The organism is Litorilinea aerophila, assembly GCF_006569185.2.
Lineage (GTDB): Bacteria > Chloroflexota > Anaerolineae > Caldilineales > Caldilineaceae > Litorilinea > Litorilinea aerophila.
In genome coordinates this window covers 59539-86427 of the sequence record NZ_VIGC02000016.1, presented here as the reverse complement: position 1 = coordinate 86427, position 26889 = coordinate 59539, and the positions used below count along the sequence as shown (strand labels likewise).

Annotated in this window: 13 protein-coding genes; 6 read left to right on the top strand and 7 right to left on the bottom strand. The window is 66.8% G+C overall.

The window, feature by feature from the left end; genetic code table 11:
* Positions 1–9: 9 nt before the first annotated feature.
* From tsaB to FKZ61_RS13545, 3 genes are all read right to left on the bottom strand, one after another.
* Positions 10–705, bottom strand: coding sequence for a tRNA (adenosine(37)-N6)-threonylcarbamoyltransferase complex dimerization subunit type 1 TsaB (gene tsaB, locus FKZ61_RS13555; protein ID WP_170199695.1), 696 nt, complete (start codon positions 703–705; stop codon positions 10–12).
* A 565-nt stretch (positions 706–1270) separates the two neighbouring features.
* Positions 1271–5917 carry a carboxypeptidase regulatory-like domain-containing protein gene (locus FKZ61_RS13550; RefSeq protein WP_141610661.1) on the bottom strand — a complete coding sequence of 1549 codons (4647 nt, stop codon included), beginning with the start codon at positions 5915–5917 and terminating at the stop codon, positions 1271–1273.
* A gap of 235 nt (positions 5918–6152) precedes the next feature.
* Positions 6153–8756, bottom strand: a complete 2604-nt coding sequence (locus tag FKZ61_RS13545) for a fibronectin type III domain-containing protein (RefSeq protein WP_170199693.1) — start codon at positions 8754–8756, stop codon at positions 6153–6155.
* A 388-nt stretch (positions 8757–9144) separates the two neighbouring features.
* Here FKZ61_RS13545 and FKZ61_RS13540 point away from each other — a divergent pair, with 388 nt between their 5' ends.
* From FKZ61_RS13540 to FKZ61_RS13515, 6 genes are all read left to right on the top strand, one after another.
* Positions 9145–11640 carry a tetratricopeptide repeat protein gene (locus FKZ61_RS13540; RefSeq protein WP_170199691.1) on the top strand — a complete coding sequence of 832 codons (2496 nt, stop codon included), beginning with the start codon at positions 9145–9147 and terminating at the stop codon, positions 11638–11640.
* Between the two features lie 60 nt (positions 11641–11700).
* Positions 11701–12672: an aldo/keto reductase gene (locus tag FKZ61_RS13535; protein ID WP_141610658.1), complete on the top strand. Its 972-nt coding sequence runs from the start codon at positions 11701–11703 to the stop codon at positions 12670–12672.
* Positions 12673–12688: 16 nt separating this feature from the next.
* Entirely contained in the window at positions 12689–13390 is a 702-nt protein-coding gene (locus FKZ61_RS13530) for a translin family protein (protein ID WP_141610657.1), read from the top strand.
* Between the two features lie 12 nt (positions 13391–13402).
* Positions 13403–13657 (top strand): PD-(D/E)XK nuclease family protein, encoded by a 255-nt coding sequence (locus FKZ61_RS13525; protein WP_141610656.1) that lies wholly within the window; start codon positions 13403–13405, stop codon positions 13655–13657.
* A 65-nt stretch (positions 13658–13722) separates the two neighbouring features.
* Positions 13723–15708 (top strand): hypothetical protein, encoded by a 1986-nt coding sequence (locus FKZ61_RS13520; RefSeq protein WP_170199689.1) that lies wholly within the window; start codon positions 13723–13725, stop codon positions 15706–15708.
* A 49-nt stretch (positions 15709–15757) separates the two neighbouring features.
* Entirely contained in the window at positions 15758–19006 is a 3249-nt protein-coding gene (locus FKZ61_RS13515) for a peptidoglycan DD-metalloendopeptidase family protein (protein ID WP_170199687.1), read from the top strand.
* A gap of 10 nt (positions 19007–19016) precedes the next feature.
* Here the strand turns inward: FKZ61_RS13515 and FKZ61_RS13510 are convergent, their stop codons facing one another.
* The 4 genes from FKZ61_RS13510 to FKZ61_RS13495 all read right to left on the bottom strand — a co-directional run bounded on the left by FKZ61_RS13510 (position 19017) and on the right by FKZ61_RS13495 (position 26839).
* Entirely contained in the window at positions 19017–20525 is a 1509-nt protein-coding gene (locus FKZ61_RS13510) for a SpoVR family protein (protein ID WP_141610654.1), read from the bottom strand.
* Positions 20526–20530: 5 nt separating this feature from the next.
* Positions 20531–21628, bottom strand: coding sequence for a DUF444 family protein (locus FKZ61_RS13505; protein ID WP_141610653.1), 1098 nt, complete (start codon positions 21626–21628; stop codon positions 20531–20533).
* 157 nt (positions 21629–21785) lie between these two features.
* Positions 21786–23837 (bottom strand): PrkA family serine protein kinase, encoded by a 2052-nt coding sequence (locus FKZ61_RS13500; RefSeq protein ID WP_141610652.1) that lies wholly within the window; start codon positions 23835–23837, stop codon positions 21786–21788.
* 455 nt (positions 23838–24292) lie between these two features.
* Positions 24293–26839 (bottom strand): heavy metal translocating P-type ATPase, encoded by a 2547-nt coding sequence (locus tag FKZ61_RS13495; protein ID WP_141610651.1) that lies wholly within the window; start codon positions 26837–26839, stop codon positions 24293–24295.
* Positions 26840–26889: the final 50 nt, after the last annotated feature.

Here is a 26889-nt window from a genome sequence, read left to right as displayed (position 1 = left end):
CCACAACGGTCACGGGTTGCGCAGGTAGAGGGGCTGCAGCGTGGCCAGCTCACTTTCGTGACCTGCCCGCAGATGGGCCACGGCCAGCCGGGCCAGTTGTCCAGCCCGGCGCAGGCTGCTTACCGCGTCCACCAGGCAGACATGGGAGAGGTGCGCCGTCGCCTCCTGTAAATCGGGGGCTGGCTCGCCCACCAGCCAGATCGTCCGCGGCGCCAGCCCGGCCAGCCGATCGGCGAACTGGGGTGCAGGGCCGGCCTCGTGTTCATCCACCGATGGGCAGCGCAATAGATCGTCTGGCCCGAAGAAGGACCAGTTGTAGCGGCCACGGCCAGCCTGAATGTAGGCGCAGACCCAGGCAGGACTCTCCATGGTGCCCGTCAGGGCCAGCCAGGGCGCGGCGGTTACGCTCAGGGTGGGCACGGCCACCAGCCTGGGAACCTTCGGTAGCCCCATGGCGATGCCCTTGACCACGCTGATGGCGATGCGCACGCCCGTGAAACTGCCCGGCCCGGTGGTCACCGCCAGCCCGGTGAGGTCCTGGGGCGACCGGTCCAGTTGTCGAAGCAGCTGTTGGGCCGCGCTCAGGAGATCCTGGGTGTGGCGGCGGCGTGCCAGCCAGCTATATTCGGCCAGCAATTGATCCGTGTCCAGGTCATAAAGTGCCAGCGACGCAGTGGCCGTGGCGGTGTCCAGTGCAAGTAACAACGTGATTCCTCCGAAGGACAGAACTGGGCTGCCTGGGGGCTTGCCAGGGGACGAACCCCAGACAGCGGCGATTTCCCAAGGGCAACTTCATCGTGTGTCATAGTAAATCCCGGCAGAAATTCGCCGATCAGGCCTCTGGCCTGCGGCATAGCCGATCGGGCCTCTGGCCTGCGGCATAGCCGATCGGGCCTCTGGCCTGCGGCATAGCCGATCGGGCCTCTGGCCTGCGGCATAGCCGATCGGGCCTCTGGCCTGCGGCATAGCCGATCGGGCCTCTGGCCCGCGGCTTCGCCGATCGGGCCTTTGGCCCGCGGCTTCGCCGATCGTATCCACCCGAGGTAATGCCGCCGAATTCCCGCCGTGGTATTTACGCCGGACTGTCATAGTCTACCACGGAATGGGATGAATATGGACGTCGTGGGACGAGGTGAGCGGGGAGTCGAGGCAGCTTCCGCGGCCACGACCCTGTCCATCCCTCCTCCTGGGGCGCCCCTGGGCAGGCCGCACACACAAGGGGAGGGGCTGCCACGACAGGCAGCCCCTCCAGGACGGCCAGGACGCTTCGCTACCGTCGGACGATGGGCAGGAAGATGCTGGACTGGATTTCAAAGGGCGTCTCGGCTGTGACGATGATGGTGCCGGTGCGACCCTCATCGGTGCGGTCGCTGTAGGTGTAGATGCCCTCCTGATCCAGCCGCAGCTTGAAGCTTTCCCCGCTGGAGAGCAGGCCGCTGTCCCAGGTGGTCGTACTGGCAGCTCCAGCCTGGGCAGGCGCATTGCTGACGGTGTGGCTGTTCAGGTCCAGGTTGACCCATTCGATCACACTGCCCGGCGGCACCGTCAGGCTGGGCAGGTCGTAACCCGCCTCGGTGATGTGGATCACCTGATCGGCCTCCCCGTCGATGGCCGGCGTCAGCGGCACATCGTGGCGGACCAGCTCATTCACCACCTGGATGTCTGGGCTGCGGTAGGGCTGGTAGCCCGTCGCGGTCACATCCAGCTGGTAGGTGCCCGGCGGCGTCCAGAAGCTGAAGTAGCCATCCGCGCCCGTCACCTGGGGGTTGACCTGGCCAAAGTCCGCCGCCGGCCAAAGCTGGTAGACGGTCGTACCATCGCCGCCGGCCGTGGCCTCCAGGCAGGCCACCGTGGCCCCCTGGATGGGCTGCCCGGTCGCCACGTCGTAGACCACCCCTTCAGGGTCGATCAGGACCTGGCCGGAGCTGGTGACGCTGATGCCATCGCAGGTGACAGTCAGCTCCATGGTCGCGGGTTCACCGGTGCGCTCGCCCGTGTGGAAGCTGCCCTGATGGACGCCGTCGCCGTCATCATCGGTCAGGGGGATGACTCCCACGTCGCTGATGGTCAGCTCAATCTGGCCGTTGGGATCCTCGCAGCAGCGGGCCACCGTCACCGTGTAGGTGGTATTGGCCCGGAGCTGAAGCTGCCAGCCGCCGTTGTCCGTGCGTCCGCTGCTGTCGGTGGGCCGGAAGCTGTGGCCGTCGTCGTCGGTGAAGCGCAGGCTCATGGGATCGTAGAACAGGCTGGAATCGACGATCACCAGGAGCTCCGGTGAAGGCGCACTGGTCTCTCCGCCCAGGCGGGCCACGGCATACACCGTATGGGCGCCGTCGGCCTGGGTGGTCGTGGTGGACCACCAGCCTGTCTCATCGGCGGTGATGGTGCCGATGATGATGTCATCGATGAAGACATCCACCTCCGCACCCGGATGGGCCCGGCCTGCAATCTCGAAGGTGTTGCGGCAGGTGGTGCCGTTCCCCGGGGTGACGATGCGCGGCGGGCCCAGCTCGTACGCGATCCGGGCGCTGGCCTGGTTGTTGTCGGGGTTGATGTCGTTGGTGGCGGTGATGCTCACCCGGTTGGTGAACTCCAGGCCGAAGGCGGCGTCCGTCGGCAGAGGGCTCTCCAGCAGGATGTGCCCCTCGGCGCCTGGCGGCAGGGTGCCCAGGTCAAAGCGCAGGAGGGAGCCCGCCAGGGTGTAGCTGATGGGCGGCGCCGTGCGGACCTGCAGCTCGTCCAGATCGCCGGCCTGGCTCAGGTCATCCTCGATGACCACATCTCGGGCGGCGTTGGGGCCCCGGTTGCCATAGCGGATCTTCCAGAGGAGGCGGAACTGGCCCGTCTCGGGATCAATCTGCAGGGCGCCACGTTTGTCAATGGTCGTGTCGGCCTGATCGCCGTCGCCCCCCAGGCGCACCAGGTAGTCCTCGGTTTCGCCCAGCTTGAAGGGGCGATCATGGCCGCGGCCATCGCCGTAGGCGATACCGGCCGCGCTCAGGGGCTTGTTGGCTGGCCGTTCGCTGAGGGTGACCCGCAGCCAGGCCGGGCGATCAGCCCCTTCTGCCGGCCAGGGTACCAGGCCGGTGGTCACCGGGATGGTGTGCAGGCCGGGCCCCAGGGCCGCCACGTCCACCGGGAAGTCGATGGCGATGTGCTCCAGCGCCACGGGCTGCTGGTTGCCATCCCCCCCGCACTCGAAGACATCGTCCCAGTCGCCATCCCGCCGGCTGTCCACCCAGATGTTGAGGAAGGCCGGCTCCTCCTTGTGCTGCGCGTAGTAGTTGGCCACCAGGGGGCTGACAAAGACGCGGACCGGGATGCGGGTGGGCTGGCAGTGCTGGAAGCTCAGGAGCGCCGGCTGGAGGCCGTCGTCGTGGCGGTCCAGGTTGGCCTGGTTCAGGGGTGGGATCAGGTTGTTCACCAGATCCAGGTCCGGGCCCAGGTCGGCTTCCGCCTCGATGCTCACCATGGGGCCCAGGTGCAGCAGGCGAGGGTGCCGGTGCATGGGTCCTGGCGGCGAGCCGGTGGCCGGGTCGAAGACCGTGGGGAAGCGGGCCGGCACGCCGGCAGCCGGGTAGGCGAGCATGCCCGCGCTGAAGTGGTTCGTGTCGTCGGGCGCGTCGCCCAGGTCCCGGCGCACCAACCGCAGCCGGAGGAGGTGGCGCCCCCGGGCATGGCCCTCGTCAGTCGCACAGGAGACGTTGGCCGCGTCGCCGCTGGAGAAGCAGTAGAGGACGATGCTCAGCAGTTCCGGCTCTTCGTCCGGGAGCATGGCCGGGTCCGCGGCGGGGGGGAGTGTCTCCATCAGGGCCTGCAGATTGACCGGACGATCCAGGGACTGGGTTTCGCCGGGGGCCAGATGCAGGATGCGGAAATCCCGGGGGATCTCATCGGATGTGGCGGCCTCGGCAGCGCCGGCCCACTCCAGGGGGGGCAGGCCAACCAGCAGGGTGATGGGCGCCTCTCCCTGATTGGTGAAGGTGGTCCGGATGTGGGCAGGCAGCCCGGGCACCAGCTCCGCCACGGCGTCGGTCAGGGCTGCAGCCTGGGCCTCGCCGCCCGGCTCGCTGTTCCCGTCACTGTTTCCATCGCCATCGGCCTCACGGTGGAGATAGATCAACATCTGGGAGACGGCCACCTGGTCCAGCTTCTGGGGGAGGCATTGAACCAACACGGGAGCCGCGGCCCGGACCTGTTGGCCAGTGGCCGGGGCGTGGGCCATGGCCACATTTTCGATGGTCTCCGTCTCGCCGCCGTAGCAGGCTTTCACCCGGGCCCGGAAGGAGAGCGCCAGGACGCCACCAGGCGAGAGATGTCCTCGCCAGCCGATGGTTCGTTCGTGTAGCTTGGCCTGTAGCGGCGCCACCTGGCCTGCCATCTCCATCACCTGGATGCGCTCGCCCACCTGGAGGCCCATGGGCACCGTGTCGGTGAGGACGGCGAAGATGGGGGCTGTGCCGCCCCGGTGGGCCAGGCGCACCGTGTAGGTCACCACGTCACCCGGCTTCAGTACATCTTTGCCGCCGGTGTCCACCCGTTTGTCTACCTCGATCTGGCCCGGTTCCCCCTGGGGGCCCGGCCGCTGGATGTAATCTTCGGTCTCGCCAAAGCGGTAGCTGTTGGGAAACTGGGGACCGCGGCCATCCGGCTGGGCGTTGGGCGGAGCCACCGCGGGCTGCTCACTCAGGGTGAAGCGCACCCAGTGGGGGTGATGGGGCGCCGTGTTCAGGACCAGGACGGTGGGCACCGTCAGATCCACGGAGCCGCCGGCCGGGATGGCCGTCAGATCCACCAGGAAATTCTGGACGATCCACTCAAAGGAACGCTTCTGCGGCCCGTCCGCCTCGTTGGCCGGCCCACAGAGGCCCATATCCTCCCAGTCGCCGTCCCGGTTGCCGTCGAACCAGACGTTGAGGTACATCTGTTTCAAGGTGGCGGCGGCGCCCTTGCTCACCCGCACCCGCAGGTGGGTCTCCTCACAGTCGAAGATGGGCACGTTGCGGTTCAACCAGCCGTCGTCGTAGTCGTCGCGATTGGCGTTGTCCATGCCACCGTCCAGGATGTTCTGGACGCCGTCCTGGTCCATGCCCTGATCGGCCTCCCGCTCCCAAGAGAGCCAGTCGCCCAGAATGGCCTCCCAGTGGGGATTGGCGTGGCGAGGGCCAGAGGGCGCACCGGTGGGGTCAGCCCAGACGGTGGGGAAGCGGCCGAGTACACCGGGGCCAGGGTAGGCGGTGTTGGCGATACCCGGATGATTGCTGCTGTCGGGCGCGTCGCCCAGGTCGGGCCGGCCGTGGGGCTCCTGGGGATCCGGCTCCTGGTTGGCCTCTTTGAGGACGCAGAGGTCGTCCACGAAGAGTTCCTGGCCGCCCACGGCAAAGTTGTCGATGCTGCCCTGGATCTCCAATTCGCCGGCGTCGTTGCCCAGGCCGTTGACCACGCTCACCGTGGCCCCACCCACGGTGGCCCCGTGGAGATCCGCGAAGTTGTTGAAGTTGCGGAAGTCACCGTTGACCACCAGGTTGAGGTTGCCGCCATACTCGCCGAAGCGCAGGCGCACCCCATCCACCGGCGCGGGCAGGAGAAGTTCGAGGACGCTGTTATTGACCTCCAGCTCCTGGCCACTGCCGCCGGCCTGGCCGCCGTTCTCCACCTGGACGAAGCCGCCGGTGAGCACGGTGCCGTCGCCGGCTGTGAAGGCATGGACTGCAAAATCGAAGGGGTAGCTGCTGAAGGTGTCACCGTTGTGGTAGGTGACGCCCAGGGCCAGATCCTCGAAGGGGGCACAGCGGCCGGCCACCGGGGCCGGCGCCGCCTCGACCCGCAGGGTGGAGGCCAGCAGCAGCCCGATCAGGACCACCGCCGCGCCGATCCAGCGGGACCAGCGGTGTTCTAACCACAGTTGTTCGGACATGGGATGCTCCTTTCTGAATGAGTTTGTGTGTTTTGTAGAGCTGCTTTGTGTAAATGGTGTGGACTTGTGTGTGAGTGTCGCCCTGTCTGGCGCACGGGCGGACCTGTTCAAGGCACAGCAGGGCCTGGCGTACGCCGGGGACAGGTACCGGGCACGAGATTGCTGGGATTCGGTTGAAACAATTCGGGAAGGATGGCGCCGGTTATGGCGGCCGGAGCGGTATCATGGCGGCCCCTCACTTTCGTACCACCGGCAGGTAGATGCGCCGATCCAGGACCGGCCCGCTCACGGCCCAGTCCACGGGGTTGGACTCGGCCACCACCAGGCCCAGGGCATCCTGGGCCACTACCTGAAGGTCGAAGGTCACGCCGGCTTCGGGGGCCGCCAGGGTCAGGACGGTCTGGGTGAGGGGAAGCTGTTCCACCACCGTCCAGTTGGACTGGCCCTGGGGGCGAGCCAGCAGCCAGTAGGAGGTGGCGTCCTCGGCCGCCGTGGCTGTCCAGATGACTTGGGCGGTGCCCAGTCCCTGGTCGGTGACGGTGAGGGTCAGCGTTTCGGTGACGTCCTGGGTGATCCGAACCGGCGGCGTGTAGTGGCACCACTCGCCCACAGTGGGTGTCATGGGGCCGGTGTACCAGGCGGCGATGAATTCGTCCCAGGTGCTCTCCTCGGCCAGGGCGAAGGGCTGGGTAATGGGCACGGTCTGGTCCGGGGAGGGCGTCCAGATGGCGTCCATGGGCGGCGTGGCGCCGAAGATGCTGGCCCGCCACGCCACGTTCGGCGGGCTCTCCCGGCGCAGGGGGGCCAGCAGGGTGATGGTGTCGGTGTATGTCCAGGTGACCTGGGGCGCGAGGTAGGGGTGACCGACCCGGGCCAGGCTCTCCACCTGGTCCAATTGGGCGAGGAGCGCACCGGCCGCATCGTAGATGCCGAAGGGATCGCCCGGCCCAAAGCCCCGCCGGAGGTTGGAGGCGAAGGAACCGGCCCCCAGCAGCTCATCGGGCGGCCCCATCTGGAACTGCTGGCGCCCGCATTGGGTGGTATCCACGTACTGGCTCAGCCGGGCCGCATTCCCGATGGTCGCCAGGATGGCACTGTTGCCCGTCTGCAGGGCAGCCTGCAGGCTCGTGCCCAGCTGGCTCACCGCCTGGGTGATGGCCGGAATGTCTGCCCCCCGCACCCAAAAGATGACGTTGGGGTGGCTGTCGTCCAGGGCCCCCTGGTAGATGCGGATAAGGCGGTCGGCCATGAGCTCCGGCGTGGCTGTGGGGGAGAGGGCCACCAGGTACTGATGGTAGGGCGCGGCCAGCCAGGCATAGTTGGGCGAGGCCACCAGGACCCGGGCCGAACGGTGGACCTGGTACAGGGTGGCCAGGTTGCCCTGGAAGCACTGGTCGAAGAAGACCACGTCAAAGGGATTGGCGCCGTTGTCCGTGGCTGCGGCCAGGGCCGCGCCGAAGTCGATGCTGCTCAGGTAGCCGCTGCCGTCCCCCACATCCCCGGGCGTGGCCTCGATGCCCTTGGGCAGGGCCGGAATGCCGGGCGGAGTGGTGGACGGGACGTCGGCCCCGTCGTCCAGGGTGGGCCAGGGGAATTCGGGCATCATGCCCACGCCGTGCCCCATGAGGCTCACCACCGTCCGGGCGGCGCCGGGGAAGCGTTCCCGGGCATGGGTGAGAAACCACGCCAGCACGTTCGGGTCCGATGTATCCAGCTCGTCGGTGCCCCAGACTTCTTCCACGGTGTGGGTCCGGGTGATCACGCCCCGGGCCACCTCGAAGATACGGGTATTGGCCGGGCCTCGCTTGTCGCCCAGGAAGATCACCTGGACGTTGGGGTTCAGTTCACTGCCCCGGCGCACCCGTTCCAACACGCTGTCCACGTAGGGGGACAGGTCGTTGTCTGCCGGGAAGTAGAGGATGAGCAGGACGAAGCCGCTCTCGGCCTGGGTCACGGCCGCCAGTTGAGCTGGCTGGCTCAGCTGGCCATGTTCCTGGTTGCTGTGGGCCGGCGTGAAGGTACGCACCTGGATGAAGTAGGTCTGGCCGGGCGTCAATCCGTCCAGCATATACCCGTCCGCGGTCTTGTCTGCTGTGGTGCCGTGGACGGTGTACGGGCCGTCCAACCGGGTGGCATAGCGCACTTCATAGTAGCCGCCGTCTCCGGTGTAGGGGATGGGTTGCCAGCGAAGCTGAATCTGATCGGTCGTGATCTGGCCCACCGTGAGCTCCCGGGGCGGGATGGTCTGGGTCTCCAGCCAGTCCGGATCCAGGTGATCCAGGCAGGCGCGGGTGCGGGCATCCCGGGCCTGGAGCTGGTTGTAGGCCAGGTGGGCCTGGGTACCAGCCACGGCCAGGCGGCACAGGCTGTCGGGGACGCCACCCCGGAGCAGGTTGTCGGACAGGTCCAGCTGTTGGAGGTGACCCAGCCCGCCCAGGGCCCGGGGCAGGTTGCCCCGCAGGCTGTTGCCGGGCAGTTCCAGGCGTGTCACATGGCCGCCCTCGCAGGTGACGCCAAACCAGTCGCACGGCGTTGTGCTCCCGTTGACCGTCAGCCAGAGGGTGTGGTCGTCCCAGGCGGCACCGTCGGTGTTCTGGTAGAGGGCCACCAGGGCGCGACACTCCTCAGCCGGGATGGCGGAGACGGCGTCGCAGGTGGTGTCCACCTGGGCCTGGACGGGCGTCGGCCGCAGCGCGGCCCATAGCAGTGCCCAGGCCCCTGCGGCCAGGATGAGAGGCAGGGCCACCCAGATGCCGGCGGCCCTGGCACCCAGGGCGTTGTGGAGATGGAAGCGTAGGGAGGGGGCGACTTCTCTGCAACTGGACCTCTTGGCGTTCACGGGTTGCCACACTCCTGATGATGTGAGACGGCTGTTCTGGGACCGATAAAGCCGGTGGATGCCCGGGTCGATCTTGTCCGGTACACTGACCGATGGGTGACTTTATGATAAACTAGAACTGGAGGGCCCTACTGGCATTTACCGACTAAAAACGGCTCAAAACGGCTCAGAGATCGGTTCCATGGAAGACTGCCGGGGAGGGGAGCTGGGGATATGGTCCACAATCGTCGGAGTCACGGACAGGGCGACGAAATCGTGAACGACTGAATATGGAGAGTTTCTATGGGTGGATGTGGGGAGGAAATTGGGGTGGGGGATTGTGGCAGGTGATACCATGGTCGACGGTATCTTGAATTCGGCGTCTGTAGCGGTCCCAAGGGGCGCCCACATGTCCCAGGGCGAGTTCACCCAACTGGTCAACGCCGCCTTCAAGAATTACCACAGCGTGCTCGCCCTGGCCCGTTCCCCCCTGGCCAACTCGGCTCTGGTCAAGCCCCTGCTGGTCCTGGATGATGTCTCCCCGACGGCAGATGAACGGGGGCACGCGCTGCGTCTGGTGCTCCAGTGGGCCGTCCATCGCCTGGCGCCCGGCCCCGTCCGTTACCCCATCGGCACCCGGCGTCCTCTGGACGATCCCACCTGGCGAGATCCCCATTGGTGGCGTTACAACATCCTGCGCCACCGCTATCTGGATCCCCTCCATCCCGACGAATTCGTGCCGGGCGGTCGTTTTACCGAGACCCTGACAGCCCTGACGGGCATTCCCAGCACCGATACCTTTTTCGACGAACGGAATCGGGCCATTCGGGAGGTGGCCCAGTGGCTGTGGCAGCAGCTTCAGGGCGGACACGCTACCGACGAGCTACAGCAAATGGCCCTGGCTGCGGCCTACCGCCCTCTGAAACAGCGCCCTGAAGCCGAAGCACTGTTGGGTGTGGCCGCCACCTTTGATGACGTCTTTCCCCGCTCCTTGCTCCTGCGCCTGGCGACAGAAGAACGGTTGCCTCACCCCGAGCAGTCCCTGGACTATCTGACCGCGCATCGCTTCCTGCTCACCGGCGATGCGGGTGCCAACCTGTGGCTTTCCCCCGTGCTCCGCTCCTTCGTCTACGGCCGCCAGCCCCAGGCCAGGCTGCTGGCCCGCCATCGCCTGGCCGCCACCTACTACCTGGAACAACACGAGCCCTTGAAGGCGGCCCAACACCTGCAGCGGGCCCACCGCTGGCCCGAAGCAGCTACCCTGTTGCTCCAGGCCTCCGATGACCTGCTAGAGGAACTCCAACTGGAAGAGCTGGAGGAAGCCCTCCAGGCCTTTCAGCGGGGCCAGCTTTCGCCCGATCTCTGGCGGGAAGTGCAGATCCTGCTGAGCGACCTGCTGGCCAAGAGTGGTCAGCAGACAGAAGCCCTCCAGGCTTGCCGCCGGGCCCTGGCGGCCTGTGACCAGCCGGTGGACCAGGCCCGGGTCTACCGGCGCATGGGCAAGCTCTACGAGAAGCACAACCAGCTTCACGCCCTGGCCTACTATCGCCAGGCCTCGGAACGCTTCCCGCCCAATCACCTGGAATTCCTGAATCTCCTCAAGGATCGGGCCTGGCTCTACATCCTGCGCCAGGAGTGGCGCCAGGCCGAGTCCGACCTGCTGCTGGCCCTTTCCCACATGCCGCCCGGCCGGCGGGAACTCCAGGCCGACGTCTACGATGCCCTGGCCAGCCTGTACCGCCACCAACACCAGTACGAGCACGCCATTCGTCATGCCCAGCAGGCCCTGGCCCTCCGCGAGGAGATGGGCGACCTGCTGCGGGTGGCCAACTCCTTCAACAACCTGGGCCTGATCTACAACGACATGGGCGACTTCGACCACGCCATCGCCGCGTACCAGGAGGCCATGGCGACCTACCAGAAGCTGGAAAACCGGGGGCTGACCGCCGGCACCCTCCTCAACATCGGCATGGCCTACCATCTGGATGGACGTCTGGCCCCCGCCATCCAGACCTACCAGGAATGTCTGGCCGTCTGCCAGGAGATCGGCCTGCCCCTGGTGGAAGTGCGGGCCCACTACAATCTGGCGGAAGCCTACGCCCAGATGGAGCAGCCGGAGCCAGCCCGGCATCACTGGCGTGTCGGCTATCAGTTGAGCCTGCGGGCCGGCTTTGACGACGAGGCCGAGGATTTCCTGGCCCTGCAACAGCAATGGCCCATCCTGCAGGGCCAGGCTGAGGAGCGCCCCTCTCCCCCCAGACAGTCGGCTCCAGCCGGGCCGTCGGACTGGCAGTCCCTGGAGCTGGATGAGGTGGCGCGCTGTGCCCTGGCCCTGGCGGAGGAACATGGCCGCGTTACCGCCCGCCAGCTGATGAAAGCTGTGCACATCAGCAAGGCGACGGCCACCCGCCGCCTTGCTGCCCTGGCCCAGCAGGGCCTGCTGCACAGGGTTGGCCAGGGGCGGGGGACCTTCTACGTCCGCGGGGCGCCAAACCCACCCCCCGCGGCTGCCCCAACCGCGGCCCCAGCCCAGGGCGTCGGTGCCGCCACTCCCCTGGCCGACCTGGAGCGGGTGGCACGCCTGCTGGATCCCCACGGTGTCCGCCTCCAGCACTGCGGCGTGGAGGCCCTGGGCGTCCTGTCGGATCCCCAGGCCGGGGGCCAGCCCCGTCTGGTGGCCCGCTTTTCCCGACTGCCCGACGTGCTCACCTTCCTGGCCCTGGAGCAGGAGCTGGCCACCTGGCTGAAGGCGGATGTCCGGCTGCTGCCGGAGGCGCTCTTGTCGGCCCGGGCGGCTGCCCCGGCCCCTGGGTCCGGCATGCGCCAGGCTGGACCAGGGCTGGCGGAAGAGTGGTCGACAACTCAGGTGGTGTGGGTTTGGCAGGCGGACTGGATTCAGGGATAATCAAGGGGTGAAGGGCAGTCAACCGCCATGCCAAATCCACTGAGCAAGGAGCAACCCTGTATGGAGTACGGCTACGTACCGGGCATCGAAAAGCCCATTTCTCGTCTGGTCCAGGGGACCGTGATGATGACCACCCGGGACCTGGACGGCAGTTTCAAGTTGATGGACGAAGTGTTCGAGATGGGGTGCCGCACCTTTGACACGGCCCACGGCTACGGCGCCGGCGACTGCGAACGCACCGTCGGTCGCTGGGTCAACGAGCGAGGGGTCCGGGAAGAGGTGGTCATCATCGGGAAGGGCGCCCACCACAACCAGGATCGCCAGCGGGTCACCCCCTTCGACATCACCGCGGACCTGCACGACTCCCTGGCCCGTTTCAAGTTCGACTACATCGACCTCTACCTGCTCCACCGGGATGACCCGTCGGTGCCCGTGGGTCCCATTGTGGAGGTGCTCAACGAGCACAAGAAAGCCGGCCTGATCCGGGCTTTCGGCGGCTCCAACTGGAGCGTGGCCCGCATCCAGGAGGCCAACGCCTACGCCGCGGCCTATGGCCTGGAAGGCTTCGTGGCCAGCAGCCCCAACTTCAGCCTGGCCGTCCAGCGCAAACCGCCGTGGCCCAACTGCATCAGCATCAGCGGGCCCCAGGCTGAGGAGGAGCGGCGCTGGTATCAGGAGCAGGGGATGCCCCTCTTCACCTGGTCCAGCCTGGCCGGCGGCTTCTTCAGCGGGCGCTTCCGCCGGGACAACCTGGACACCTTCACCGAGTATGCAGACAAACTGGTGGTGGAAAGCTACTGCACCGAAGAAAATTTCCAGCGGCTGGATCGGGTAGAAGAGCTGGCCCGGGAAAAGGGCATGACCATCCCCCAAATCGCCACCGCCTACGTGCTCAGTGTTCCTCTGAACATCTTCGCCCTGGTGGGCTGCCGGACGGGCGCCGAATTTCGGGACAACCTGGCCGCCAGCCAGCTCAAGCTGACACCCGAGGAGATCGCCTGGCTGGAGCTTCGGAGCGATACTCGGTCGTAACCGGAGGAGAAGCCCGTTGTCACAGTCCAACTTGCCAGAGATCGTTGAATCCATTCGCACGGAGCTGGGAGAGATCAACGAGCTGCGGGACGCCACCCTGAACCGTAGCCGTGCCTTGATTCGGGCCTGTGCGGAAAGCATCCGTGCCATCCATCGCCACGAGTGGGAACAGGCGGACGCGATGTTGGCCCAGGCCCGGGCCGCTTCCCAGGAGATGGTGGAGGCTCTGGCCGATCACCCGGATCTCTACCACGCGGGCTACACCCAGGACGCGCTGAAAGAGCTGGTGGAGGCCCACCTCCTCTTCGCCGTGCTGCGCGGGGAGCCAGCCCCCACTCCCCAGTCGTTGCGTGTGACCGGCGCCACCTACCTGCGGGGCATGAGTGAAGCCGCCACAGAAATGCGGCGCTTTATCTTGGACCTGATGCGCAAGGGAGAGGTGGAGGCCGCGGAGCCGTATCTGGAGTTCATGGACGAGGTCTACAGCCTCCTCATCACCGTAGACTTCCCGGATGCCATCACCAACGGGCTGCGACGGAACACCGATGTGCTACGCAATGTGCTGGAGCGCACCCGGGGCGATCTGACCATGGGCATTCGCCAGGAGCAGATGCGCCAGGCCCTGCGGGAGTTCGAAGCCCGGCTGGGGATGCCCCCAGACGCGGCCGATGAAGACATCCCCGGGAATGACCCAGAAACCTGGGATGGTGAGGAGTGAGAGGAGTGATCCGTGGCAAAGGATCGTTCTTTGGTGCGGGCCAGTGACATCGGCACCTGGACCTACTGCCACCGGGCCTGGTGGCTGGCCCAGGTGAAGGGGATTCCCCATCGACGCCCCGAGTCGTTGGAGGCTGGCGAGTTGGCCCACACGGCCCATGGCCAGCAGGTGCGCCGGTCCCAACATCTGCGGACGGCCGGCCTGATCCTGGTGGCCATGGCCGCGCTGATCCTGGCCGCCGGGTGGCTGATCCTGTGGGGCGGCTGAGACAGCCCGTCCCATCCCACGCCCCTGCACCACGCCGTCGGGGGTATATCCGCAAGGAAGAGCCATTGGCCATACGCACACGACGCACGACCAAACAGACGCCTGTATCCGCTGCCGAATCCCCAGCGTCGATTTCCCTGGCTCAGGCCGCGATCGATGCCCTGACCCAGGCCGCCCAGGTTGCCCCGGCCCAGGAAGCCCTGCTGGTGGAAGAGCGCAACGTCTGGCAGCCGGACACGTGGCTGCTCCAGCGCTGCTGGCAGGCCCTGGCCGATGCCGGCGCCGGGGAGGAAGCCCTGACCGTGGCCGCCATGGCCGAGCTGCGCAGCCCCCTGGCCCCCTTCCAGGTCCTCTACCGGGTGGCCCTCCAGGCGGAATCCCGGCCGGACCTGGTGCCCCTGGTGGCCGCGGAGCTGGCCCGGCTCTGCCCCCGCCTCTTCAGCCCCCAGCAATTGGCCGACCCGGCCCGCCAGGTGGAACGGCTGCTCCTGGCCGCGGCCAGCGCCGCCCTCATCGGGGATGCGCCCCTGGGCTTCGCCTGCCTGGAACGGCTGGATCAGTTGAGCCAGGCCTGGCAGCGGGTCTTTGGCAATCCAGACGCCCTGGGCTACCTGGCCGTGGCGGTGGCCCACCTGGGCTTACATCCCCTGACTACCCAGCTCATTGCCAGCGCCCCCCGCCGCTTTGAAGACGCCGGGATCCAGTTCATCCACCAGATCATGGTGCGGGTGGGGCCCCGGCTGGCCTCCCCCGACGCCCCCCGCCGGGATGTCCGGCTGGCCCAGCGCTGTGTGGAGACCCTGCGCTATGCCACCCTGGGCACCCTGCAGGGCCGCCGGCTGGCGGCGGCCGTCTTCGGCCAGATGGGCCTCATCGACGACGTCCTGGCCCAACTCACCACCATCGCCAACGTCCAGGAGGCCCGCCGGGAGAGCGGCTACCACGCCGGCAGCGCCGATCCCCACTTTCTGCGCCAGGTCAAGCGTCCGTCCGCCAACCCCGATGTGGACTTCCAGGTCTACACCCTGCAGGAAGCCATCAAGGCCATGCCCTTGCGTCACCTGCCCCGGGAACGACGCATCGCCCTGGCCGACCGGCTGGCCATGCTGGCCATCCGCAGCGACGGCTGGACTGCCGCCGGCGCCGTCCACAGCCTCATTCAACTGGGCGCCCTGAAGTATGCCGCCGACATCGTGGGCCACATCGCCGAGAATGACCTCACCCGCAGCGAAGGGATCATCGAGTTGGTTCGGGGGCTGCTCCAGGTGGGTGAGTATGGGCTGGCCGCCGAACAGGTGGAGCAGGCCCTGAGCTGGCTGCGCTCGTTCGAGGGGCGCAACGCGGAGCGGGCCACCATCTGGGGCCTGGCCGAGGCCTACCTCCAGCATGGCATGCCCGAGATGGCCCTGCGCCTCCTGCAGGAGCGCCAACCCCAGCCGGGCATGGTCCAACGCCTGCGACGCCTCTTGCGCAACGGCTTCACCGATGACGACCTGCGAGACAACCGCCTCCGCCTGCTGGCCCTCCTGCAACACCAGGGCACCTGGACCCGGGAGGCCCGGGACCTGTTCCAGCAGCTCCGCCGTTGGGCCCCCCGGCTGTTGGATGGTGAAGCCCTCATCAGCTTCTACGTGGATGGCCTGCTGCGGCCCCTCCTCCAGCTGGGCATGGCGGAACAGGCGCTGGCCCTCTTGCCGGCGGTCCAGCAGGCGGTGATCGCCAGCAGCGGCGACAAGCACGCGGTCCAGGTGGCCAAGGTGGCCCGGCTGTTGGCCGACCTGCTCCCGGCAGCGCCGTCTGCCCAGGCCGGGGAAGGCCCAACGGCGGAGCAGGCCCCCGAGGCCATGGTCGGGGATGGTATCCGCCCCCGGCTGGCCGAGTTTCTCCAGGAGCTCTGGCTGGCGGACGCCCAAAAGGGCATCTGGCAGGCGGTCCACGGCGTGGAAGGAGCCCTGCCCCTCCTGTTGCGGCTGGAAGGTAGCCAGGCGGTGGTGGCCGTTGCCCAGGCCGCCGCCACCGATGGGGCCCTGTGGACCCGGGAGGCCCGGTAGGGCGGCAGGGCCGAACCCTCGGCCGGGATGGGGAAAGGGCAGGCAGGAGATGGAACGGAGGCGTGGCAACCGGTGGCTGGCAGCCGTCCTGGCCCTGCTCCTGATCGGCCTCCTGTCCCTGTTTGGGCCCGGCCATTGGCCGCCCGGCGGATGGCCTGTTGCCCGGCCGACGTCGCCGACGGCCACCCCACAGCCCCTTCTCACCCCCACCGCTTCCCCGGCATCGGACAGCCTGCCGCCGGCCGCCCCCCTTCCCGTGGAGGCCGGCTGGAAGGCCCGACCCGTGGCCACGGTGGTGAGCCGGGAATTGGTGACCACCACCCATCTGGCGACAGGCGACGCCACCATCCTCTCCGTGGCGCTGTCGGGCGACGGCCAGACGGTCGCCTTCGCGGCCCGGGGCGATCCCGGAATCGGCCAGGGCGACAACGGCTACGACCACGTCTACCTCCACGAGCGCGCTTCAGGCCGCACCCGGCTCCTCTCCGCGGCCCCGGACGGCAGCCCCGGCAACGGCTGGTCCGGCGGGCCGGCCCTCTCTGCGGATGGCCAGGTGGTGGCCTTCTACTCCTGGGCCAGCAACCTGGTGGCCGGAGACACCAACGCGGTCCAGGATCTGTTCGTCTATGACCGTCGCCAGGGGACCTTGACCCGGGTGTTGGCAGCCCGGGGCGTTCAGCCCAATGACCGGTCCGGCGATAGCAGCGGCCAGACGCCGCCGGCCCTTTCGGGCGATGGTCGCTACGTGGCCTTTCAGTCCCGAGCCAGCAACCTGGTGGACGGCGACGGCAACGGCCGGGTCGACGTGTTCGTCCACGACCGCCGGACGGGCGAGACCACCCGGGTGTCCGTGGCCGACGATGGCCGCGAGGCCAATGATGATTCCGGGGCGCCGGCCCTTTCGGGCGATGGCCGCTACGTGGCCTTCCAGTCCCGGGCCACCAACCTGGTTTCCCTGGGCGGAGCTGCTGCTGGAGAGGCGCCGCCGGGCGGCCACAGTCAGATCTATCTCCACGACCGGCTCAACGGCACCACCGTCCTGATCTCTGCCACGCCGGCAGGCCTGCCCGGCAACGGCGATTCCGTTCGCCCGGGCCTCTCCTTCGATGGCCGTTTCCTGGTCTTCCAGTCGGCCGCCTCCAACCTGGTGGATCAGGATCTGAACCAAAGCGCGGATATCTTTGTCTTCGACCGGGAAAGCGGGGAGATGCAGCTGATTTCCCGCTCTTCGGCGGGCATCCAGGGCAACCGGGATTCCACCGCGCCGGCCATCTCGCCGGACGGCCGGTACGTGGCCTTCCTCTCCCAGGCCAGCAATCTGGTCAATGGGGACAGCAACGGGGTGGCCGATGTCTTCATCCACGACCTGTTGACCCGCCATACGGCCCGGGCTTCCGTGGGGGTCACCGGACCCAGCCTGGGGGTGGAGGCCGACGGCCCATCCCTGGGCTTGCCTGCCATCGGGGCTGGTGGGCGCCTGGTGGCCTTTGTCTCAACGGCCACCAACCTGGTCCCGGGCTACGGCCGCGGAGGCGCCGGCCTCTTCTTCCACCAGCGCCAGGATCTGCCGACCTTCGTGGTGCGTGGGCGGGTGGTGGACACGGCCCAACAGCCCATCGCCGGGGCCACGGTGCGCCTGGGGCCCCATGAGGCGATGACCGGCGACGACGGCGCCTTCGCCTTTCCCCACACCATGGCCGGCACCTACACAGCCCAGGTGGAGAAGCCCGGCTACGGCTTTCAGCCGCCTCGGCAGACGGTGAGCGTGCTGGTGGACACGACCCTGGGCGACTTTGTCGGCGTCGCCCAGGGAGGGCCGCCCATCCCGTTTTTGGACCTGCCCCTGGCCTACGATGGCACGGTGATCGGCTTCTTGCAGGCGCTCCAGGACACCGACGCGGGTGGCTACGTGGACGCCTGGTTCGACCACGCCTACCCGGACTACAGCAAAAACGGCGAACTGCTCCTGTGGGATGGGCTGCGCCGGAGCAGCCAGGCCTACAACCCGGCTCTGGGCTGCTTTGAAGGGCGCTGCTACGACGGCCACGACGGCGTGGATTTCCCGTATCGTCCTCCCGCCGGGCAGCCAGGCCGTTACGTGCCCCTGCCCATCTACCCGGCCGCACCGGGGCAGGTCCTGGCAATTCAGACGGCCTGCACCGGCGCCGGGCGGTGGTGTAACGGCGGCTACGGCAACGAGGTCTGGCTGGACCATGGCAACGGCTACTTCACCCGCTATGCCCACCTGGCTCGGGTGGATGTGGCCGTGGGCATGTGGGTGACGCCGGAGCGTTCCCTGGGGCTCATGGGCAACACGGGCAACAGCTACGGCGTTCACCTGCACTTCGGCGTCTATCGGGACGACGGCAATGGGCGGTGGGATGGTCCGGCGGTGGACCGGCCGGTGGATCCCTTCGGCTGGGCCGGCGCGGCGGCTGACCCCTGGGCCATGGAGCGGGGAGCGCCGGCCAGCTACTGGCTGTGGCGCTACGATCCGGTGCGCACCTTTGCCCTGCTGGGCAGCCGGGGGGCCACCGTCACCGACGCCACCGGCACCATCGAAGTGACCGTCCCGCCGGATGCCCTGGACGGCCAGGTGAAGCTGGAGCTGGCGTACGGCCCGGCGACTCCCGCGCCACCCTTGCCCCTGCGGGCCACGGGGCGCTCCTTTCGGCTGGCCGTGCTGGAATCCCTCCACCAGGCGGAGAGCGTCCAGGCGACCTCCGCCCTGCTGCGGGCACCTGTGACAGTGGCCGTCAACCTGGCCGGCCTGGATCTGCGGCATCTGGAGCCTGGACAACTAGCCCTCTACCAGTGGACAGAGGGGGCAGGCGGCTGGCAGCGCCTGCCCAGCCAGGTGGATCTGGCCAACCGGACGGTGACGGCCCAGGCGAGCCATCTGGGGACCTTCGCCCTGCTGGCGCCCCTGCGCTGTCCAGGCGACCCGCTGGAGCCGGACGACCGGTTTCATGGGGCCACGGAGATCTCGCCGGGCGGTGCCGGGCAGCTTCGCCTGCTGGACGTGGCCGACGATGAGGATTGGATCCGGCTGGAGATGGCCGCGGGGGCACGGGCGACCGTGGTGGTAGAGCCCCAGCATCCGGCCCTGCGCCCGGCCCTGACAGTCTTCCACGTGGATGGGCTGACGCAGCTGGCGGACGCCGAGGCCGGTGCTCCGGGAGAGCCGGTCCGGGTGAGCTGGCAGGCCCCCCACGACGGCACCTATTTTGTGCGCATCCGGCCGGCAGCGGACAGCGCGGTGGGCTGTGAGGTGGCGTATCGGCTGCGGCTGCCCTGAGCGCGTCCACTCACGCGGCCCGGCGCTGCTTCCCCAACACCTGGCTGCTGTGCCGTTCACCGTCGAAGCTGAGGATGATGGGGCCTTTGTCTTCCTTCATGGTCTCGATGTGGACGGGCCGCCCCCAGATGGCCTGGAGGTTTTCCAGGGTGGCCTGCGCGTAGTCCATGCGCAGGTCGACCCCTTCCCAGTGGTGGAGCAGGTAGAGTTCGCCCCGGTTCTGGTAATTGGCGTCCACCACGTCGATGATGGGTTCGCCAAAGTTGGTCAGGTTGAAGAGGAGCTGCCGTTTGATGTCCTCGAAGGAGCGGCTCTCGATCTCGTACTGGCGGGTGCGGGGGTTGTAGCGATAGGTGAAGAGCTTGTGCCGCCGGGCAAATTCGGGCGTGAGGAAGGTGTCGATGAAACCCACGTCGTTGTAGATGCGGCGCACTTCGAACAGCTTCTGGCGCCCCAGCCCCAGTTGTCGATCCCAGTTGGCCCGGGCCTGCTGGTCGTCGCACTCTTCGTATTCCGGGCCGAAGGCGCCCCGATTCCAGCGATCCTCAATGTCTCGCAGCAGTTCCACGCCCAGCTTGTAGGGGTTGAGCCGGCCCGGCGACGACGCCAGGGTACCCGCGTGGTGGTCGGCGTAGTCGATGAGCTCGCTGTCCTTGAGCGCGTAGCGGGTCATGATGTGGGAGTGCCAGTAGGTGGCCCACCCTTCGTTCAGGATCTTGGTCTGGCGTTGGGGTGCGAAGTAGTAGGCCTCTTCCCGGATGATGGCCAGCACGTCCTGTTGCCAGGCGGCCAGGGGCGCGTTTTCCAGCAGGAAGAGGAGCACGTCCCGCTGAGGGTAGGCGGGGCTCTGGCCCTGGGCCTTGCGCTTTTTCTCCTCGTGCTGTTGGCGCAGGGCCGCCAGGAACTCCGGCGGATTGATGTAGCGATCCATGTAGCCCTTGCTGGGCAGGCGGGCCACGAAGGGCTCCTCGTCCTCCGTCTCGGGGAGGCGGCCAGGACGGCGGCGGATGCCCGGGCTGTGGAGGTCGATCAGGTTCTCCAGGCTCAGACAGCGGTCGATGAAGGTCTCGACTTCATCCAGCCCATACTTGTCGATGTAACGGCGGATGCGGGTGGCGTGATTGGCCATCTCGTCCAGCATGCGCCGGTTGGTGTGGGCGAACCAAAGGTTGTTCTTGAAGAAGTCGGCATGGGCGTAGACGTGGGCCATCACCAGCTTCTGGTCGGTGGGCAGGTTGCTGGCCAGCAGGTAGGCGTAGCAGGGGTCGGTGTTGATCACCATCTCGTAGATGCGGTGGAGGCCCCAGGCATAACTCTTGCGCAGCCGCTCGTATTCCATGCCAAAGCGCCAGTGGGGATAGCGGGTGGGGAAGCCGCTGTAGGCCGCCACCTGGTTCATCTGCTGGAAGTCCAGCATGATGAAGCGGACCTCGGGGAAGTCCAGCCCCACGGCCCGGGCATAGCCTTCCACCTCCTGGTTGATGCGCTGCAGTTCCTCTGGCAGGGCGACGTTGATCATGGGTGTTACCTCCCTTTCCCCAGGAAGACCTTGAGGGCCTGGTAGATGGCCTCTTCGTCGGGAATCCGGGTGCTCACCAGGTTGTCCGGCGCATCCAGGCGGTTGAGGGCGTCGATGAAGGTGTCCCGGTAGTGCAGGTCGTTGACCTGGCCGTAGCAGTACAGGTTGGCCATGGGCAGGAGCTGCTCCCGGAGCAGCTCCAGGGCCACCCGGTTGTCCTGTTCGAAATTTTCGCCGTCGGAGAACTGGAAGAGGTAGATGTTCCAGTCTGCCACCGGGTAGTGGGCAAGCAGGAGGCGATGGCAGAGCTCCAGGGCGGACGAGATCTTGGTGCCTCCGCTCTGGCGCAGGCGGTAGAAGGTCTCTTCATCCACCTCCGCGGCGGTGGCATCGTGGACGATGTAGCGGCGCGTCACCCGATGATAGTTGGTCTTGAGCCAGGCGTCGATCCAGAAGGCGGTGGTGCGCACCAGCCGCTTTTCCCGTTCGCCCATGGAGCCGGAGACGTCCATCATGTAGACGATGACCGCGTTGGCTTCGGGCGTGGGCTTGCGCACAAAGGAGCGGTAGCGCCGGTCGTCCCGGATGGGGATGATCACGGGGTTTTTGGGGTCGTAGGTGCCCGAGGCGAGCTGGCGCTTGAGGGCTTCCCGATAGGTGCGCTTGAAGTGGCGCAAGGATTCCGGCCCTACCCGCCGAATGTCCGTGTAGCGGGCGATTTCGCTCTCCACATTCTGGTTGCCCTTGGGCTGGATGCGGGGCAGCTCCAGCTCTTCGGCCAGGATCTGCACCAATTCGTCCAGGGAGAGCTCCACCTCCAGGATGTGCTGGCCGGGCTGATCGCCGGCCTCGCCGGCCCCGTCCCCCGGCTGGGGCGGCCCCAGCGGGTCGCCGGGCTCTCCCGAGCCCTGGCCCACGCCGCCGCTGCCCACCTTGCCGAAGGTGAAGCGGGGCAGATCCAGCTGAGGGACCGGGATGCTCACCAGGTCTCTGCCCTGGCGGCCGATGAGTTCGTGGTTGCTGACGTACTTACGCAGGTTCTCCTTAATCTTGCCGCGCACAATGGCGCGGAAACGTTGCATGTCCTGTTCGATATAGGTCATGGGTGGCGTTCTTCTCTCTTCCGGCGGGAGGATGAGGCATCACCTCGGTGTTGCCTCGCCTCCCTTCGGACCGGAACAACCGGGCCAGGGATGGCCTGGCTGTCCCGGTCGACACGCCTGGTACAAGCCGAACCCGAATGCCGTCTGCCGGGGGCGCTTACCGGGTAGCCATCACATCGCCACGGGCGAAGATGCTGGCCACATAGTTCAGCACATCGGTGGCGCAGATTTCACAGTAGCCGAAGTTCTTGATCAGCCGGGCCTTGACCACGTCGATCTTTTCCTGGGTTTCGGCGTCGATGACGCTGCTCACCAGGCTGGTCAGTTTGATGGAGTCCTTCTGGTCTTCGAAGAGCTTCAGCTCCAGGGCCTTGCGCAGCCGTTCGTTGGAATCCCACTGGAAGCGCCGGCCTTCGATGGCCAGGGCGCCGATGTAGTTCATGATCTCCCGGCGGAAATCATCCTTGCGGCTTTCGGGGATCTCGATCTTCTCCTCGATGGAGCGCATCAGCCGCTCGTCCGGCTCCTCGTCCCGTCCGGTGAAGGGGTTGCGCAGCTTCTCCCGCTGGGTGTAGGCCTTCACGTTGTCGATGTAGTTGGCAGCCAACCGCTGGATGGCCGACTCGTCGGCGGTGATGGCCCGCTGCACTTCGTTCTTCACGATCTCGTCGTACTCCTTCCGCACGTCGTTGAGCAGCATGGCGTAGCGCTCCCGGTCCCGCTCGTTGGTGATGAGGGAGTGATGTTTCAGGCCTTCTTCCAGCTCCCGCATGACCACAAAGGGGTTCAGGCAGCCCACTGCGCCGTGGGCCACCAGGGCGTTGGAGAGCTTGTCCTGGACATAGCGGGGGGAGATGCCCTGCATGCCCTCCTGGCCGGCCTGAGCCTTCAGCTCCCGGACCGTATCTTCGGTGAAGCCGGGCAGCATGCGGCCGTCGTAGAGCTTGAGCTTCTGCATGAGGGTGAGGTTGGCATGTTTGGGCTCCTCCAGCCGGGTGAGGACGGCCCACATGGCCGCCACTTCCAGGGTGTGGGGGGCGATGTGTTTACCCAGCACCGTGCGGTCGTTGAAATCCCGTTCGTAGATCTTCACCTCGTCCCGGAAGCGGGTCACGTAGGGGATGTCGATCTTGACCGTGCGGTCCCGGAGGGCTTCCATGTACTCGTTGGCCAGGAGCTTCCGGTATTCGGGCTCGTTGGTGTGGCCGATGATCACCTCGTCGATGTCGGTCTGGGCGAACTTCTTGGGTTTGATCTTGTGTTCCTGGGAAGCGGTGAGGAGGTCGTAGAGGAAGGCCACATCCAGCTTGAGCAGCTCGATGAACTCCACAATGCCCCGGTTGGCGATGTTCAGCTCGCCGTCAAAGTTGAAGGCCCGGGGATCCGAATCGGAGCCGTATTCCGCGATCTTGCGGTAGTTGATGTCCCCCGTCAGCTCGGTGGAATCCTGGTTCTTCTCGTCCTTGGGCTGGAAGGTGCCGATGCCGATCCGATCCTGTTCGGAGAGGATCAGCCGGCGCACCCGGACGTGCTCGATCACCCGGGTCCAATCGCCGTCGTAGGTTTCCATCAGGGTGCGGAAGACGTAGCGGCAGGCAGGACAGAGGTCGCCTTCGATGGACACGCGGTACTCGGAATCGTTGTGGGCGTTGAGCTCGTCCAGGATCTTGCGGCGGAAGGCAGGGGGAATGACCCGCAGGGGCTCTTCATGCATGGGGCATTCCATCCGGCCTTCGTCCGTCTCCCAGACCAGGGTGTAGAGGGCGCCTTCGTCCGTGGCCGAATAGGCCTCCAGGCCTTTCTTGAGCAGGCGAACGATGGTGCTCTTGGCGCTGCCCACCGGGCCGTGGAGGAGCAGGACCCGGCGTTCGGTGCCGTAGCCCTTGGCCGCAGACTTCAGGATCTGGACCAGCTCCATCAGCGGGCGGTCCAGCCCGAAGACGGCATCTTCCCCATTGCCCATGGGATCCGAGAAGAAGTGGTATCGGATCAGCTCCTCCCGGTTCTCGGTGTAGGTCTCGTAGCCGTAGGACATGATCATGTCGTAGACCCGCTGGTACGCGGTCCGCGCGACCCGGGGGTTCCGCCGCACAATGTCCAGGTAATCGGCGAAGGACCCTTCCCAGTGCTGTTCCCGGAAGGCTCGCAGATCCTGCATGTCGCGGATCATGGCGATCCACTCATGCCCATACCCATTCGCATTCGCCATAGTTCACCTCTTGGCTATAGACAAAACAGGGCCAACCAATGCCTTGGTTAGCCCCTCCTGCACACAGTGTATCGATGGCGGCAGCGATGTTCAGTTGTTTGCGCTGTTTCCGAGCTAGGCCAACCGACTCCTATCTGTTGGTGCGATGGTGGATGGATATTTGAACTTTACTGTAAGATAGAAGTGTCCTCTTGTATGTACGACAATATACCCTTTGAGGTTGCATCGAACGTGTGTTCTTGCCGGTCATACGTGGGCCGTCGGTGGGCCTGTACCCTCCCGTGCACCAGTTCGCCCCAGGGCTTCCCCGTTGTCGTACACTGGCTACGGTATATTGATTATACACCTGTGGCCAAAATGTGCAACGTGGCTCAAAAGGCCTCCAGGGTTGGCCCAAAAGAAAACCGCCACGGAAACGACCGTTCCCGTGGCGGTACCATGCTGGGGCAAGGCGTTCAGGTCAGCTTGAAGCGGCGCAGGCGCAGGGCGTTGCCCACCACGCTGATGCTGGAGAAGGCCATGGCGCCGGCCGCCAGAATGGGGTGGAGCTGACGCAGGAAGTCCGGTGCCCAGGAGAAGGGCGCCAGGACGCCGGCCGCAATGGGGATCAGGGCCACGTTGTAGCCGAAGGCCCACACCAGGTTCTCCCGAATGTTGCGCATGGTGGCCCGAGAGAGGCGAATGGCCTGGGGAACGCCCCGCAGGTCGCCCCGCATGAGGGTGACGTCCGCCGTCTCCATGGCCACGTCGGTGCCGGTGCCGATGGCGATGCCCACGTCCGCCTGGGCCAGGGCCGGCGCGTCGTTGATGCCGTCGCCCACCATGGCCACCACGTGGCCCTCTTCCTGCAGCCGGGCCACATGGCCGGCCTTCTCCCCGGGCAACACCTCGGCAAAGACCCGGTCGATGCCCGCTTCCCGGGCGATGGCCTGGGCAGTGGCCTGGTTGTCCCCGGTGATCATGATCACGGTCAGCCCCAGCTCGTGCATCTCCGCCACGGCCTCCCGGGAGCCCTCCTTGATGGTGTCGGCCACGCCGATGAGGGCCCAGGGCTGCCCATCCACCGCCAGCCACATGACCGTCTTGGCCTGGTCCTGGAGGGCTGCCGCCTGTTCGGCCAGCCCGTCCAGCGGGATCTGGGAGTCTTCCATCAGGCGGCGGTTTCCCAACAGGACCCGATGGCCGGCGACCTGGGCCACGATGCCATGGCCGGCCACCGCGTTGAACGCCTCCGGCTGGGTCAGCTGCAGGCCCCGCTCCCGGGCGGCCTGGACGATGGCCTCGCCCAAGGGGTGTTCCGAGCCCCGCTCGGCGGACGCGGCCAGGAAGAGGGCGACCGTTTCCGGGTCACCGCCGGGCAGGCCATTGCTGCCAATGGAAGGGGCTGCCCCCTCGGCCACCAGGATGTCGGTCACCGCGGGCTCGCCCCTGGTGATGGTGCCGGTCTTGTCCAGCACCACGGTCGTTACCTGGTGGAGCCGTTCCAGGGCCGCGCTGTTCTTGAAGAGGATGCCATGTTCGGCCCCCTTGCCGATGCCCACCATGATGGAGGTGGGCGTGGCCAGCCCCATGGCGCAGGGGCAGGCAATGACCAGCACTGCGGTCAGGCGGATCAGGGCAGGGACAAAGCCGGCGCCCAGGGCCAGCCAGACGACAAAGGTCAGCAGCGCGATGGCAATGACCGCGGGCACAAAATAGGCGGCCACCCGGTCCACGATGCGCTGGATGGGGGCCCGGCTCCCCTGGGCCTGTTCCACCAGGCGGATGATCTGGGCCAGGGCCGTCTCCTTACCCACCCGGGTGGCTTCGATCTTGAGCAGCCCCTGGCGGTTGAGGGTGGCCCCGATCACCGGGTCGCCCACCCGCTTTTCCACCGGAAGACTTTCCCCGGTGATCATGCTTTCATCCACCGCCGAATGGCCTTCGATGACCGTCCCGTCCACCGGGATCTTCTCGCCCGGTCGCACGAGGATGATGTCGCCCTTCACCACCTGGCTGATGGGGATATCCAGCTCCTCCCCGTTGCGGATGACCCGGGCCGTCTTGGGCTGCAGGCCCATGAGCTTCTTGATGGCCTCGCTGGTCTGCCCCTTGGCCCGCACCTCCAGCAACTTGCCCAGGACGATCAGGGTGATGATGGCCGCGGACGTCTCGAAATAGACGTGGTCGCCCAGGCCGTGGAAGCCCAGGGTGGTGGCCAGCAGGACCGCGGTGCTGTAGAGGTAGGCCACTGAGGAACCCATGGCCACCAACACGTCCATGTTGGCACTGCCGTTGCGCAGGCTCTTGTAGCCGCCCACGTAGTAATCCCAGCCCACGTAGAACTGGACGGGCGTGGCCAGGACAAAGAAGAGCCAGTTCACCCAGGGGGCGTGGGCCCAGGAGCCCAGCAGGCCGAAGTCCCGACCCATGCTCAACAGGAAGAGGGGCACGGTGAAGATGGCACCCACGATGAGTCGAGTCCACTGGTGCCGGATCTCCGCGGCCCGGGCGGCTGCTTCCGCGTCGGCCATTTCTTCCTCATCACCCGACTCCACCACGTCGTAGCCTGCCTTGCGCACCGCTTCCACCAGGTCGCTGCGGGTGACCAGGCCGGGGATGTAGGTGACCACCGCCTTCTCGTTGGCGAAGTTCACCGTGGCCTCCAGCACGCCTTCCACCTTGTTCAGCCGGCGCTGGATGGTGTTGGCACAGTTGGCGCAGGTCATGCCCAATAGGGGCAGCTCCACCGTGGCGGTGGGGACGTCGTAGCCAGCCTTCTTCACCCGTTCGATGACCTGGGCGGTAGCCGCCTTGGGGTCGGCCAGGGTCGGATCCAGGACCAGGGTGACCTTTTCGCTGGCGAAGTTGACCGTGGCATCGGCCACGCCGGGCACTTTTTTGGCGTTGCGCTCTACGGTGGCCACACAGTTGGCACAGGTCATGCCTACCACCGGCAGGGTGACCTGGGCGGCGGGCCGGTCCGAGGGTGGTGACGGCTGGGTTTGGCTCTGGGTTGTCATACCGAATTCCCTGCTTCTTGGCATCTATGTGCCATCCATGGGGGGCGGCC

Bases quoted from the DNA above. Each gene is read 5' to 3' on its own strand.
- FKZ61_RS13535 (WP_141610658.1), top strand. From the start codon at position 11,701: ATGGAGTACGGCTACGTACCGGGCATCGAAAAGCCCATTTCTCGTCTG.
- FKZ61_RS13505 (WP_141610653.1), bottom strand. From the start codon at position 21,628: ATGACCTATATCGAACAGGACATGCAACGTTTCCGCGCCATTGTGCGC.
- FKZ61_RS13540 (WP_170199691.1), top strand. From the start codon at position 9,145: ATGTCCCAGGGCGAGTTCACCCAACTGGTCAACGCCGCCTTCAAGAAT.
- FKZ61_RS13495 (WP_141610651.1), bottom strand. From the start codon at position 26,839: ATGACAACCCAGAGCCAAACCCAGCCGTCACCACCCTCGGACCGGCCC.
- FKZ61_RS13515 (WP_170199687.1), top strand. From the start codon at position 15,758: ATGGAACGGAGGCGTGGCAACCGGTGGCTGGCAGCCGTCCTGGCCCTG.
- FKZ61_RS13500 (WP_141610652.1), bottom strand. From the start codon at position 23,837: ATGGCGAATGCGAATGGGTATGGGCATGAGTGGATCGCCATGATCCGC.
- FKZ61_RS13510 (WP_141610654.1), bottom strand. From the start codon at position 20,525: ATGATCAACGTCGCCCTGCCAGAGGAACTGCAGCGCATCAACCAGGAG.
- FKZ61_RS13550 (WP_141610661.1), bottom strand. From the start codon at position 5,917: ATGTCCGAACAACTGTGGTTAGAACACCGCTGGTCCCGCTGGATCGGC.